This is a genomic window from gamma proteobacterium symbiont of Scutellera amethystina, assembly GCF_059730845.1.
Window position 1 is genome coordinate 590,937 of sequence record NZ_AP035935.1, and the last position, 14,347, is coordinate 605,283.

Here is a 14,347-nt window from a genome sequence, read left to right on the forward strand (position 1 = left end):
CTATCTTTCGGCCGCCCATTTAAGAATTTTTTCCTAACGGGACATTTCTTATGTCTCGGATTTATCTCTTTCCGGATTATGTCGCAACTTTGAGCCCACCCGTGGGCAGAGCCAGGGAGATTGCGGCGCTTGCCTGCAAACGCGCAGTCAAAATTAATCGACGGAAGGAAGAATCATGAACGTTTCACCCGTAAGTGTGGCGGTTATCGATAAGAAAACCATAACCAAAGCGGAAGTGCTGCGCGCCGGTAAAGACGGCAAAGCAGTGAAGATTCAGGCAATTACCAACGGTAAATATCTGCTGACGCAGAACCAGGACGGCACCGCGCCTGAAAACATCACCGTTAAACGCGCAGGGAAAAACCTGCTGGTGATGCTGGAAGGCTCAGACGCCAGCAAGCCGGATCTGATTATCGAAGATTTCTTCGCTAAATCCGGCACCTTAGTGGGTAAAGCGGAAGACGGCGAAATGCACGCTTACGTCGCGACGGACGGTAATGCCGACCACGAAGCGGCCGCGCTGGCCGACGGCGAAACCACAGCGCTGGCGCTGGGTGAAGGCAGCGTTGATGATAATTCCGGCTACGCACTGGCCAGCGGCTTTGAATGGTCGCCGGCGCTGATTGCACTGGGTGGCCTGGCGGCTATCGCGGCAGCGGCAGGCCTCGGCTATGTCGCGGCGAAACACCACTACGACAATAACGACGGCAGCCACAGCGGCAAAGGTGAAGGCGGCGGTGGCAGCGGCGGCGGCGATATCAGCAAGCCCACCATCAGCGATGTGATTGATGATATCGGCGACGTAACCGGTTCGGTAGCAAACGGCGGCCGCACCGACGACACCATGCCTACCTTCAACGGCACCGGTACGCCGGGCAATACCATTGAAATATGGGATGGTGAGACGCTGCTGGGTGAAGTGCTGGTGGATGACGAGGGTAACTGGACCTTTACGCCGGAAAAACCGCTGGCTGCAGGCAATCACAGCATCGTTACCGCCGAGCGTAACGCCGATGGCGTGGTGGGTGAAGAGAGCGATCCGTGGGAATTCATCATCGATCTGACGGCGCCAGCCAAAGGCACTATTGGCAGCGTGATGGACGATATGCAGGATCCGCCGGTGCTGATCGAAAAAGGCGGCGTGACGAAAGACAATACGCCAACGCTGACCGGTAAAGCTGAAGCGGGCTCGACGGTAGAAATCTGGAACGATGGCGTGAAGCTGGGCACCGCAAAGGTGGACGCCGAGGGTAACTGGACCTTTACGGCTCCGGCGCTACAGGATGGGCGACACGAGCTGAGCATCGTGGTGGTCGATCAGGTGGGTAACAAATCACTGCCATCCGATCCGTTCATCGTTGATGTGGACACCGTGGCGCCGGAAAATCCGGGCATCGGTGTGATTAAAGACAGCGAAGGTAATCCGCTGGAAGACGGTTCCACCACAAAAGATCTGCGTCCGACGCTGGAAGGTACCGGTGAAGATGGCGATATCGTGGTCATTATCGACAACGGCAAGCCAATTGGTTCGGTGATTGTAGAAGACGGCAAGTGGACCTTCACGCCAGAAAACAATCTGAAACCGGGCGAGCACGAGCTGGAAATCGTGGTGCGCGATCCGGCCGGTAACGAATCGCCGGCCTCAGAAAAGGTCACGATTGGGTTTGAAGGCGACACGCAAGAGCCGGGCGATCCTGATCCTGTCGACGGCCTGCCCGATCCGGACGTTCCGGTTTCTGGCATGATTGAGCATATCTTTAAAGACAACAACGACGCCGGCGTGCGTACGCCAATCGAAAACGGCGGCGCGATGAACGATCCGAGCATCATTGTGGCCGGTAAAGGCGTGCCGGGCGAACTGGTAACCATCTACATTGTCGGTCTCGAGAACAGCTACAGCTTCACTACCACGATTGGGGCTGACGGCAAATGGGAGCTGACGACGCCGGATCTGGCGGATGATGTTTATCAACTGCGCGGCGTGTTCTCCAGCGATGGCGAAGTGACCGGCAAAACGGACATTTATGAAGTGGAAGTCGACACCATTCCACCGCCGCCGCCGGAGATTAATGCGCTTGAGCTGGCCGGTCTTGATATTTCCGCTCTGCTTTCGCTGGACAATCATGAGCTGTTCAATGAGGCCGACGATCAGCCGCAACCGATTAATGCGGAATTACTGCAGCTTAATAACGATGCGTTTAATGACTGGAATAATCAGGAAAGCCAGAGTGGTGTGATAGCTGAAAATAATTCCCAATCAGATGCGCTGTTCTTACAGAACGAAATCGAACAATTCTAATTTATCTGGAGCATACAGGTGCAATTTTTTGCACCTGTGAAACTTAAATGAAAATTGCAAAAAAATTACTTTTAGCTTCACTGGTGTGTACGCCAGTATTAACGACTTTTTCAACCCAGGCGCAAAATTCATTTGGTGCCGCATGGCGTAGTTTATCGCCGGTATCGGCAGAGCAGGCGCGGGTGGTTTATTATCGTCCGGCTTCATTAACCGGGGAAAAACCGGCGAATATTTATGTCGACGGTGAATTCCATACGTCGTTACTGGCCGGTGGCTATACGGTGTTTTGTGTTGCGCCGGGAACGCATTCGCTGGGCAGTTATGTCAACGACGCGCCAGATTATCAGGGTAAACGCGCGCAATCGTGGACTGATAAACTGGCTGCCGGTAAAACCTACTACATTCGCGCTAACCTCGATGAGAGCGGTCGTCCGCTGGTGGTCAGCCAGCAGCAGGCACAGCAGGAATTACTGAGCACCAAACGTCAGGCTCATCTGCTGTCGCGCGCATCGTCGGTGCAGCGCTGTCAGGAAGGAACGACTGAAGCTTATGATAACTATGCGTTTTCATCTGACCTGCTGTTCCGTTTCGGCAGCGCCAACAGCAACGACATCTCCGCACAGGGGCGCGAAGCACTCAGCAGTTTTGCCAGCATGCTGAAAAAGGAAAATGCTGCTCAACGCCACATCATCGTCACCGGCTTTACCGATCCGATTGGCAGCGACAGCAGCAATATGGCGCTGGGCCAGCGTCGCGCTGAGGCGGTGAAAGCACTGCTGATTGCTCAGGGAATAAATGCGGCCAATATCACCGCGCAGAGCATGGGTGAGTCTCAGGTTGATACTAACTGTTCAGGCAGCCTGCAGGAGCAGAAAGCATGCTATGCCAGCGAGCGCCGGGTTATTATCAGTGTAGAAAATAAGTGATCTGATTTAATTACTTTAGCAACGCATTCTCACATCTCATATTGATGAGGTGTGAGGCGTTGTGCCTCGATAAAGTTATTAATGGTTCATATAACTTAATCGATTAAGACGTTTCTCGTATTGTCTTCAGGCATAAGAAGCGAAATTAAGCCTGTATTCGGCTGGAAATCCCGAAACATTATTTAACGCAAAAGGAATACACATCATGGCTAATATTACAGCAGCAGAGAGCGCGAGCGTTATCTCGACCAAAGATCAGTTTTATAAATGGATTGATAAAGAAGTAAGAGGTGCCAACGGCGGAAAGCTGGAGATTACAATCGATGGTGAAGTGCACATGGTTGATATCAGCGAGGACGGTAAATGGTCATTCGACCCGAAAACCAGCTGGTTAGACGGCACCCATGTCATTCAGCTGGTATCGATTGATAAAGCGACTAACCCGAGCCCACCGCGTATCTTCATTCTTGATATGGATACGACGCCTCCGGCAAAACCGGAAATCTGGCGCGTGATTGATGACGCTGCGGCGGAAGATCACTACCTGACGCCGGGTGAAGCCACCAGCGATAAAACGCCGGCGCTGTCTGGTGTGGCAGAGCCTGGCACCATTGTTACCCTGTACGATAACGGTAAAGAGATCGGTTCAGTGGTAGCAGACAAAATGGGCGCATGGAGCATCACGCCGGAGCTGGCAGACGGCGAGCACCAACTGACCGTGATGGCGAAGGATACAGTTGGTCATGAAAGCCCGATCTCTGATGCTTTCAACCTGACGATTGCTGACGGTGTGGTCACTCAGGCGGTGAACGAAGCCGTATCTGTAACGCCGGCAGAATCAGCCATCGTGGATGCGGCTAATTCTGCGGGTGAACCGGTCAGAACCATCAACAAAAACGTAATTACGCTCAGCGGTGGAAACGCGGAACCTAATGCATTAGTACAGATTGTTATTGATGAAACAGTTTACACTACCCGTGCTGATGGCAGCGGCAAATGGCAGTTTGACTCGCCGGAGCTGAAAGAGGGTTTGCACGTTGCGGGTATTCGTTATCTGGACCGTGCGGGCAACTGGGGACCATCAATTCCGCGTATTTACAATATCGACACCTCCGCACCGGAAGCGCCGCAGATTATGCGCGTGATTGATAATGAAGGCAGCGCGGATACCTATCTGACGCCAGGCAACTACACCAATGACAAAACCCCAACCCTGTACGGTGTTGCTCAGCCGGACAGCCTGGTAAAAATCTACGATATTCGCTCCAATGTGATTGGCAGCGTAAAAGCCGGTGCCGATGGCCGCTGGAGCTTCACGCCGGAACTGACCACCGACGGCACCCACGTGTTTAGCGCCAGCTACACTGACCGCTTCGGCGCTGAGAGCCCACGTTCTGACAACTTCGCGCTGACGCTGGATACCTCTGTGCCTGGCACGCCATCACTGAGTGAGGTGTTGGATGACGAAGGCCGCGTTACCGGACCGCTGAAGTCAGGTGACATCACCGATGACAAAACCCCAACCCTGTCGGGTAAAGCAGATGCTGGCGTGATTGTGCGGGTATGGGACGGCGACAAACTGATCGGTTCTACCCAGGCGGACAATCGCGGTGAGTGGAAACTGGACGTTGAGCTGGGTGAAGGTGAGCACTCGCTGGTTGTGGATTCCATCAGCAAAGGCGGCACCGTTTCTGAGAAAACCGATCCGTTCAAACTGGTTATCGACAGCAACATCCTGCCGGCACCGGTGGTGGATGAGATGGTCGCCAACAACGGTGATGAAGAGCGTGTTCTGCAGCCAGGCGATTCCACCAACGACACCACGCCAGTCCTGCGCGGTGAAGGCAACGACGGCGACATCATCTATGTAATTGTTGACGGCGGCACTGAGCCGGTAGCTTCAACTGTCGTAGAGAATGGCAAGTGGCAAATTGAATTGCCGGAGCTGGCGGAAGGTTCACACGATATTGAACTGATCGCTAAAGATCCGGCCACCGGCAAAGAGTCACCGACCTCAGATCCAATCAACGTGATTATCGATATTACGCCACCGGATCAGCCAAAACCACCAACGATTGTCGATAACGAAGGTGAGAACACCGGTCCGGTTGAACCAGGTAAGCCAATTGATGACAACCGTCCAGGTTTCGGCGGCGACGGCGGCACTCCGGGCGACAAAGTGGAAGTCATCATTGATGACGGTAAAGGTAATCCGGTGGTGATTGGTACCGGTATCGTGGGCGAAGACGGCAAGTGGGAAGTGAAACCTGAGAACCCAATCGATGACGGTAACTATCAGGTTATCATCGAGATCACCGATCCGGCCGGCAACGAATCGCAGCCATCCGATCCTATCGATCTGATCATCGACACCAAAAAGCCTGGCTCAATGGAAGGTTCGTACATACTGGAGGATAACGTCGGTCCTATCCAGGGTGAGATCGAAAATGGCACGGTCACCGATGACAAACAGCCAACGCTGAAGGGCACGTCACCGGATCTGTCGCAGGTCATCATCTACATCGACGATCTGGAGCCGATCGTGGTTGACGTCGTAAACGGCGAGTGGAGCTACGAGCTGCCAGAACTGGGCGAGGGCAACCATAAAGTTGAAGTACAGCCAGTGAGCCAGTCCGGTGTGAAAGGCGATAAAGAGGCGGCGATTAACTTTGACGTTGATACCACTAAGCCGGTGCCAGTAGAAGGCGGCGACAAGGCTAACTTTGAAGGCGTCTTCGCGGATAAAACCGGCACTGAAATTCCTGTACGGCCGGACACCAACGATGACACGCTGATCTTCAGAGGTAAGGGCTCAGAAGACGGTACTATCGTGATGATTTGGGGCGACGAAGCGCGTACCCAGCTGATCGGTTCTACCGTGGTAGAAAACGGCGAGTGGCGCTATGAGTCAGACAAACTGGCAGAAGGCGATTATGCCTTTAACGTCACGGTTCGCGATGCAGCCGGCAACGAACTGGTCATCGACCATACCGTTAAGACCAACGTCGACGTCACCCCGCCGCCGCCGCCAGAGATCAACTCGATCTTCGCTGCGGGTGCCACGGATGTAGAAGGGCTGATGAGCATGTCGCTGAACGACATCATGACGCAGGGTCAGGATTCACTGTTTATCGACAACGGCAAGTCACAGCTGGTAGTGAACGCTAAACAGGGCGAGGCGCTGACGCTGGAAGACATCCTGCCAGCCGGTGAAGATGCCAGCTCCTGGCAGCAGGCGACCGGTACCGTCACCGTCGGCGGCACCGAGTACAACGTCTACAGCAACGGTGATGCGGAACTGCTGGTGCAGAACCTGCACAACGAACAGCACTGATCATTGATTAGCCGCTAAACAAAAGCCCCGGTCGCAAAACCGGGGCTTTTTTTATGCACGCAGCGGAAAAATCAGGCGGTCGGTTCCAGCACCAGAATTTTCACGTCTACCACGTCATCTTTGATGGTGGCGCGATGCGCATCCATGTGCGGCATCTGCTGATGCTGCTCCAGATGGCGCAGCGATTCCCACTGCTCGAGCATAAAGATCGAGTCTGGCGAGTTCTGCTTCCACGGCACCTGCGCCTGGTGATCGACCAGCGCATCGTACTGATGGCAACCCTCTTCTTCCAGCACGACAGGGATCAGTTTATTAATCGCCTCCAGCACCTCCTGACGGCGGCCCGGCTTAACGCAAATTTCTGCAACCACAGTTAACATAACGCTTCCTTCTGTTTTTTCCCGGTGTGCTTACAGTTAAGCAAAGATCTGGCTGAGATGAGTCCGATAACGTGCGATATCACGCGGCACGTCCGGCTGTTTAATCACGTCGTTACAGATAAAGGTCGGCAGACTTTCCATGCCGAGGAACTGATTGGCTTTATGGAAGTGCAGGTACAGGCCGTCCACGCCGACACCTTCGAAGAACTGGTCGGCATCGGTAAAGGCTTCCAGCGGCGCGTTCCAGGTCAGCGACAGCATGTATTTTTTGCCCTGAATCAGGCCGCCGGAACCGTATTTTTTGCTGGCATCGCTGCGCGAACGGCCATCGCTGGCGTACAGTGCGCCGTGGCCCTGAGTAAACACCTCATCGATGTACTTTTTCACCGTCCACGGCTCGCCCATCCACCAGCCCGGCATCTGATAAATCACCACGTCGCTGTCGAGGTATTTCTGTACTTCCTCCGCCACGTTGTAGTCGCTATCGGCAACGGTCACCTGAACCTCATGGCCCAGATCGCGCAGCTGGCTGGCCGCCACTTCGGTCAGAGTATGGTTCAGCTCGCCTTTGGAATGGGCAAAGGTCTTGCCGCCGTCGATAATCAAAATCTTGCTCATGGATAATTCGCTCCGCTTCTCATAGATGCCGCCCACTCTACGCGCGCGCGCGGGGCAAAAAAATGCGTGATTGATCACAAGACTTTTGCTCTTAAAGCAATAATGCCGTCACTTATGCAACAATCCGCACGCAAACCAACATCCACTTAAAAAGAACACACCATGAAAACTGTGATACTGAGTGCTTTACTTCTGATGGCCGGCGCGGCTCAGGCGCAATCCCACCTTGATGAAGTTCGCCAGAGCAAAATCCTGAAGGTCTGCACCACCGGCGATTACAAGCCTTACACCTTTTTGCGCAGCGACGGCCAGTATGAAGGGCTGGATATCAGCATGGCGCAGTCGCTGGCCGCCAGCCTCGGCGCAAAGGTGCAGTGGGTACCAACCACGTGGAAAACCCTGAGCGAGGATTTCGTGGCGAAACAGTGTGATATCGCGCTGGGCGGTGTCTCCGTGACGCTTAAGCGCCAGCAGATTGCCTGGTTCGCCCAGCCGCTGGGCGTCGATGGCAAGATTCCGCTGGTGCGCTGCGCGGATAAAGCGAAGTACCAGACGGTTGAGCAGATCAACCAGCCGCAGGTGCGGGTAATCGAGCCGGCCGGTGGCACCAACGAAGCGTTTGTGCACAGTCATCTGCCGCAGGCCAGCCTGCAGCTGGCGGAGAACACCGGCATTTTCCAGCAGCTGGTGGATAACAAAGCCGACGTAATGATTACCGATGCTTCCGAAGCGCTGTTCCAGCAGCAGCACTATCCGTCGCTGTGTGCCATCAATCCGCAACAGCCGATGCAATATGGCGAGAAGGCTTACATGATTCCGCGTGATGATATGAGCTGGAAGCTGTATGTCGATCAGTGGCTGCACCTCAGCACCGCCACCGGTGAATATGCGCAGATCGCCAGACAGTGGCTGGGCATAGTGAAGTAATCGTTAGCGATAAAGGGTATTACGACAGGCGTTACCGTCCCGTAGCGGCGCAATTTATTGCGCAATCAGCAGCAGTGAGGCGGGTGAATACGCGCGATAAATAAAGCCGCTACGGCATGTGCAACTGACATCCTGCACTTGCGTAGCGGCCCTATTTATTGTTTTGAAATCAACGATACAATCCGGCTTTACCCAGCCCGCCAAACAGATTCATCTTGTAGCGAATCACCGCTTTCGCGGCGGCGATGGCGTCCGGATAAATCACATTTGGATCCCACCAGCTCTCCCGCGCGAGGATCTCGCGCAGTCGGGCGAAATAGGCAAACTTCATGTCGCTGGAGATATTGATCTTGCCTACGCCCAGCGTCACCGCCTCGGCGATCTCCGCGTCCGGATTGGCCGAACCGCCGTGCAGCACCAGCGGAATGTCTACGCGCTGGGAGATATCCTTCAGAATGTGCATCTGCAGCTCGGGTTTCATATCTTTGGGATAAATACCGTGCGCGGTGCCAATCGCCACCGCCAGCGTATCGACGCCGGTGCGCTGCACAAAATCTTCCGCCTGCGCCGGTTCGGTATAAATCACCTTGCTCACGCCGCCTTCCACCGTAGTGCCGGTATCGCCGATGGTGCCGAGTTCGCCTTCCACCGACACACCCACCGCGTGCGCCAGCTTCACCACCTCTTTGGTCAGCGCCACATTCTCTTCGTACGGCAGCAGCGAGCCGTCAATCATCACCGAGGTAAAGCCGCACTGAATAGCGCGCAGCACCTGCGCAATTGAAGCGCCGTGATCGAGGTGAATGGTAAACGGCACGCGGCTTTTCAGAGTGCGTTCGCGCACGTAGCCAAAAAATTCATCGGTGACAAATTCCAGTTCGCTCGGATGGATAGAAATAATGGCGGGCGTATTGGTGGCTTCGGCTTCTTCCACCACGGCCCGGATAAAGCAGCTGTCAGCGACGTTAAATGCGCCGATGGCGAAGCGATGTTCACGGGTCGGGGCCAGCATCTCTTTCATTGAAATCAACATGTTTATATTTCCTTAGCGTGAGTTTTACCAGAGCCGGCGCACGCGCCGACCCGATGAGGGAAAAAAAGGTGGTGATTGCGCCGCGATACGGGCGGGCGCGCCGTCAGTAGCGGTTTGCTGACCCTGACCAGCTCAGATATTCAATAACCACTTCGCGACAGGCGGACTCCATCAGCGCCAGCACATCGGCCAGCTCGGCCTGCGGATGCTGGCGCAGCGCCTGCTGCACCGCGTGCTTACCGGCGTCGAACACCGCAGCGCCGACGTTGATCTTGGCGACGCCACAGGCGCTGACGCGGCGTATATCCTCCGCCGGGGTGCCCGAGCCGCCGTGCAGCGCCAGCGGCCGCGTCGTCACCGCGTGCAGCTGCTGCAGCCGTTCGAAGTCGATCTTCGGCTTTACGCCTGGCGGATAAAGCCCGTGCGCGGTACCGACCGAAATCGCCAGCAGGTCGATGCCGGTCTGCTCAATAAACGGCAGTACGTCTTCCACCCGCGTCATCTTCACGGCGGCATCGGCCAGTTCGTATGTGGGCGCATCGGCGATATGCCCCAGCTCGCCTTCAACGCACACGCCAGCGGTATGCGCCATCTTCACTACCGCTGCGGTCTGACGAATATTGTCCGCCAGCGGCTCGGCCGATGCGTCAATCATCAGACCGGTAAAGCCGGCGCGAAACGCCTGACCAATCAGCGGAAAAGCTTTGCCGTGGTCAAGCGCCAGCGCCACCGGCACCGCAGCCTGAGCCGCCAGCGCCTGTACCAGCGGCGCCGCCACCGCCGGCGGAAAATGCGCGCTGTGTCCCTGATACACGTTGAGAATCAGCGGCGCGCGCTGCTGTTCCGCCGCCTGAATCGCCGCGCGGGCGGTTTCAAGGTTGAAGCAGTTGATCGCCAGCACCGCGTACTTGTGCTGGAAGGCGGCCTGAATCAGGTCATTCATCATGGCAAACATGCGGGCTCCTTATTCCAGAGTGAATTTGATCTCTTCATCGCGGACGCCGGGTGCTTCCACGTCATCGAACTCTTCATCCTGCTGCGTGACCGGTTTTTTCATCAGCGACAGCATCACGCCGCACACCACGGTGCCAATGCCGAGCGCCAGGCAGAACAGCCACGGTTTGGTGAACAGCGGCACCACGAACATGCCACCGTGCGGCACCGGCGCTTCCACGCCCCACACCATAATCAGTCCGCCGGCCAGCGCTGAGGCCACCACGCAGCTGGCCACTACGCGCAGCAGGTCGCGTGCCGCAATCGGAATCACACCTTCGGTAATCATGCAGATGCCCATCGGGAAGGCGGCTTTCAGCGCCTCTTTCTCTGCTTTGGTGTATTTGTGGCGCGTCAGCAGATAAGAGAGGGTGATGCCGAACGGCGGAATGATGGAGCCGACAAACTTCACCGCTTCCGGACCGTAAATGCCGTCGACCAGCATGCCGTCGGCGAACAGCGACATGGTCTTATTGATCGGCCCGCCAAAGTCGAAGGTAGCCATCGCGCCGAGGATGGCGCCCATCACGAACTTTGAGCCGCCCTGCATGGAATCCAGCAGATGAATCAGCGTCTTTTGCAGCCAGACGATCGGCTGGCCGATAAAGGTCATCATCAGCAGCCCGGCGATGATGGTGCTGAGCAGCGGCAGCACCATGATCGGCATCAGCCCCTGCATCGACTGCGGCAGCCTGATCACCCGGCGCAGCAGCAGCACGGTGTAGCCGACGAGGAAACCGCCCAGAATGCCGCCGATAAAGCCGGTGCCGATCTGGCCGCAGATGAAGCCGACGATCAGGCCGGGCGCAAAGCCGGGACGATCGGCAATCGAGTAGGCGATGGCGGCGCTGATCAGCGGCACAATCAGCCCCATGCCCCAGCCGCCGATCTGGTTCAGCATCCACGCAATGCTGCCGGTCTGCTTGCCGACGTCCGGCCCGCCAATCACCTGGCCGAGCGCGATGCAGATGCCGGCGGCGACGATCAGCGGGATCATCCATGAGATGCCGGTGAGCAGATGGCCTTTGATCTCCTGGCCGTACTGACGTTTGTGATCGCTCATGATCGATCTCCTCAGGCGCGCGCCAGTGAATCCGCCACTTTTTCGAGGAATTTCACCGGTGACCTGATCACCACTTCGGTTTTCACTCGCACGATGGGTTTGCCCTGAAAGCGCTCTTCGCCGTTGATCTTGACGTCAACCGCAAGGATCACCACGTCAGCGGCGTCGATCTGCTCACGCGTCAGCGGCGTTTCAGTGCCGATGGTGCCCTGGGTTTCAACGTGGATGGTGTGGCCCAGCGCGTGAGCCCCCTTAATCAGTTTTTCGCGCGCAATGTAGGTATGCGCGATGCCTGCGGTGCAGGCCGCTACACAGACGATATTCATGTGGCACCTCAAGGTGTTGGGTGTTAACAGAGGTCGGTTTCGGCGTACTGACTAAACAGCCGGATGATATTGCCGGGGTCATTCTCCGCCAGCAGTCGGGCTATCACCTCATCATCGGCCAGCGCGCTGGCCACCTGCGACAACAGGCGAATATGGGTGGTGTTCTGATCTTCCAGCCGCACGGCGAACAGGATGATGCAGCGCACCTGGCTGCCATCCAGCGTTTCCCACGGAATGTCCTGCTGGGTGCGGCCGATGGCGAGCGTGGTTTGTCTGACCGCCGACGATTTGCCGTGCGGAATCGCGATATGGTTTTCGAAGCCGGTCGAGCCTTCCGCTTCACGCAGCCAGACATCGGCAATAAACGCGGCGCGATCGCTAATGGCGCCGTCGCTCACCAGCAGATCGGTGAGTTCGTTGATCGCCTCTTCTTTACTGGTGGCGCTGAGCGCCAGGTTAACGCGGCGCGGCGTCAGAATGCGGGAAATGTCCATGGTTGCTCCTCATTCAATCAGTGTGCGGCCAACGCGCAGGGCGTGCCGTTGGGCAGCTGGCTGCCAATCATGGCGTCAGTGACCCGCCGGATATCGTCATCATTAAAAAAGGCGCTGACATACACGGCCGGAATGGCACCGGCGTCGAGGTGGATGGTGGTGATCACCAAATCCACCGCGTGGTGCTGACAAAACGCCGCCTGATTGCTGGCTGACACCACGCCGGCAATTTCCCAGTCCGGAAAGGCGCGTAATATGCGGCTCTTTAGCAGGTGCGAGGTGCCCACGCCGCTGGAGCACACCACAAGGATGCGTTTGTGGGCGATCTGCCGCTCCAGTGCCGCCTGGAAATGGACGCACAGATAACCAATCTCATCCTCAGCCACCGGCGACAGAGCGAAGGTGCGCGCGGTCAGCTGCATTGCCTGCTGGGTCAGAGAAAATATCTCTTTCATTTCCTGTTTAATATCATCCAGCAGCGGATTGCGAATATGAATGTGATATTTAAGCCGGTTTAATAATGGTTTTATGTGCACCAGTAAACCGTCAAATAATAAACGGTCCTGAGATAAGTCCTGCTGAATAAACGCCGAGAAACGATCAATTAATTCGCAGGTTATTTTAACCGACTCGGCGGTGGAAAATTGATTATGCAGCGTCACCTGATCGCCACGCTCTTCCACTACAATGCCGGAGGAGACGATATATTGATAAATAAAACCGACTTCATCGGCCGGCAATGCACAGCCGATGCGCTGCTCAATGCGCGCCACCATCTGCCGGGCAATGGTGAGAATCGACTGATCCAGATCGTGCGCGGTGGTGAGAATGTCCAGCGCCAGCGCGTTGCCCTGCGCCATGCGGTGCATCATGATCAGGATGTGCGTGCACAGATTGAGATACCAGGCATCGCCCAGCGGATAACTCAGCTGCTGCTCCATCTGTTGCAGCAGCGTCTGCACAAAGGCCACATCCTCTTCGCCAAAATAGTGCACCAGCGCCTGCTGGCTGCCGGGATCGAGCCGCGGCAGCAGCGGCGTACCGGTGACCTGTTGCTGCATCACATCGTTGATCAGCGACACCATCGCCTGACGCAGCGCCTGCTCATGGCCCTCTATGTGCGTGCCGCCCGGGCCGCGCTGCAGCGTTAATCCCAGCGGCTGCAGCCACTCTTCGATTACTTTCAGGTCGTTCACAATCGAGGCGTGGCTGATAAAGTAGCGCTCGGACAGCTTGCTGATTGATGTGGCACGCGGCGCATCGCTCAGTAGCTGGGAGGCGATTTTTATCCGCCGGCTGTTATGACTGAGCGCGTCGCCGGCCTCGTCGCCGTTCAGCTGCTGCTCCAGCTGCAAACGCTGCTGCATATCCTCAACCCGCAGCCGCACACCGCGGCCAGGGGTTTTCTCCAGCGTCAGCGCCCAGTTGCTGAGCCAGCTCTCCAGCCACTGCAGGTCGCGCTGAATGGTCTTTCCGGAGACACCGAGCTGTAACGCCAGCTGACCAATCGGCTGCGGCGCCGCCTGTTGCAACAGCAATTTCACTAACCGGTGTTGTCGCGAAGTCAGTATTTGCATTCGGTCACCCTTTATTTTGGTAAAACCTAATGGGATTTTTCCTTGTGGCATTTATTTCATTGCCAGCAAGCCGTCGCGAAAAAGGTGTGTCTTATGGAGTATGAATTTAGGAAAGGATGGCGGCAGCAACAATACTAAATGTTGTCCCGTCAGGCGGACAGTATTAATACACCGCGATGACAGGAAATTAAATGCGAGTTTGCTCACACAATAAAGTGCTAAATAAGTGTGATGATGCTCCCAATCCTTTTTATTTTTCCAACCGGCGTCACGTTATTTAAAGCCGGGAGATTCTTTCTCTCCTCAACGGCTTCCCTGTGACTAAATCCCGCGAATAAGGTACTATCCTCGCCAAATGACCGCCGGATGACCCGCCG

12 protein-coding genes are annotated in these 14,347 nt (G+C 56.0%); 4 read left to right on the forward strand and 8 right to left on the reverse strand.

All coding sequences use genetic code 11. The features are described from left to right. Positions 1-175 precede the first annotated feature (175 nt). The 3 genes from AC6I79_RS02840 to AC6I79_RS02850 all read left to right on the forward strand — a co-directional run bounded on the left by AC6I79_RS02840 (position 176) and on the right by AC6I79_RS02850 (position 6,559). Positions 176-2,299 (forward strand): Ig-like domain-containing protein, encoded by a 2,124-nt coding sequence (locus AC6I79_RS02840; RefSeq protein ID WP_215481563.1) that lies wholly within the window; start codon positions 176-178, stop codon positions 2,297-2,299. Positions 2,300-2,346: 47 nt separating this feature from the next. Beyond that, positions 2,347-3,225, forward strand: coding sequence for an OmpA family protein (locus AC6I79_RS02845; protein WP_498027545.1), 879 nt, complete (start codon positions 2,347-2,349; stop codon positions 3,223-3,225). 205 nt (positions 3,226-3,430) lie between these two features. Beyond that, complete coding sequence (locus AC6I79_RS02850) at positions 3,431-6,559, forward strand: Ig-like domain-containing protein (RefSeq protein WP_498027546.1); 3,129 nt, start codon at positions 3,431-3,433, stop codon at positions 6,557-6,559. Positions 6,560-6,630: 71 nt separating this feature from the next. Here the strand turns inward: AC6I79_RS02850 and AC6I79_RS02855 are convergent, their stop codons facing one another. Next, on the reverse strand, positions 6,631-6,939 hold the full coding sequence (locus AC6I79_RS02855; RefSeq protein WP_058759782.1) for a putative quinol monooxygenase: 309 nt from the start codon (positions 6,937-6,939) through the stop codon (positions 6,631-6,633). Positions 6,940-6,975: 36 nt separating this feature from the next. Further along, positions 6,976-7,557, reverse strand: coding sequence for an NAD(P)H-dependent oxidoreductase (locus AC6I79_RS02860; protein ID WP_132464291.1), 582 nt, complete (start codon positions 7,555-7,557; stop codon positions 6,976-6,978). A 162-nt stretch (positions 7,558-7,719) separates the two neighbouring features. Between AC6I79_RS02860 and AC6I79_RS02865 the strand changes: the two genes are divergently transcribed. Next, positions 7,720-8,484: a transporter substrate-binding domain-containing protein gene (locus AC6I79_RS02865; RefSeq protein WP_159377955.1), complete on the forward strand. Its 765-nt coding sequence runs from the start codon at positions 7,720-7,722 to the stop codon at positions 8,482-8,484. Between the two features lie 169 nt (positions 8,485-8,653). On the opposite strand, the gene AC6I79_RS02870 is transcribed toward AC6I79_RS02865, so the two are convergent. The 6 genes from AC6I79_RS02870 to AC6I79_RS02895 form a co-directional block, all read right to left on the reverse strand. Next, the gene (locus AC6I79_RS02870; RefSeq protein ID WP_021509600.1) at positions 8,654-9,517 is read right to left on the reverse strand and encodes a ketose-bisphosphate aldolase; all 864 of its coding nucleotides are present in this window, start codon (positions 9,515-9,517) and stop codon (positions 8,654-8,656) included. 103 nt (positions 9,518-9,620) lie between these two features. Next, entirely contained in the window at positions 9,621-10,472 is an 852-nt protein-coding gene (locus AC6I79_RS02875) for a class II fructose-bisphosphate aldolase (protein WP_058776532.1), read from the reverse strand. 9 nt (positions 10,473-10,481) lie between these two features. After that, complete coding sequence (locus AC6I79_RS02880; RefSeq protein WP_132464297.1) at positions 10,482-11,573, reverse strand: PTS fructose transporter subunit IIC; 1,092 nt, start codon at positions 11,571-11,573, stop codon at positions 10,482-10,484. An 11-nt stretch (positions 11,574-11,584) separates the two neighbouring features. Continuing rightward, on the reverse strand, positions 11,585-11,899 hold the full coding sequence (locus tag AC6I79_RS02885) for a PTS fructose transporter subunit IIB (RefSeq protein WP_058771378.1): 315 nt from the start codon (positions 11,897-11,899) through the stop codon (positions 11,585-11,587). A gap of 23 nt (positions 11,900-11,922) precedes the next feature. Then, positions 11,923-12,393, reverse strand: coding sequence for a PTS sugar transporter subunit IIA (locus tag AC6I79_RS02890; protein WP_058771379.1), 471 nt, complete (start codon positions 12,391-12,393; stop codon positions 11,923-11,925). 17 nt (positions 12,394-12,410) lie between these two features. Then, positions 12,411-13,970, reverse strand: a complete 1,560-nt coding sequence (locus AC6I79_RS02895; protein WP_159377954.1) for a BglG family transcription antiterminator — start codon at positions 13,968-13,970, stop codon at positions 12,411-12,413. Positions 13,971-14,347: the final 377 nt, after the last annotated feature.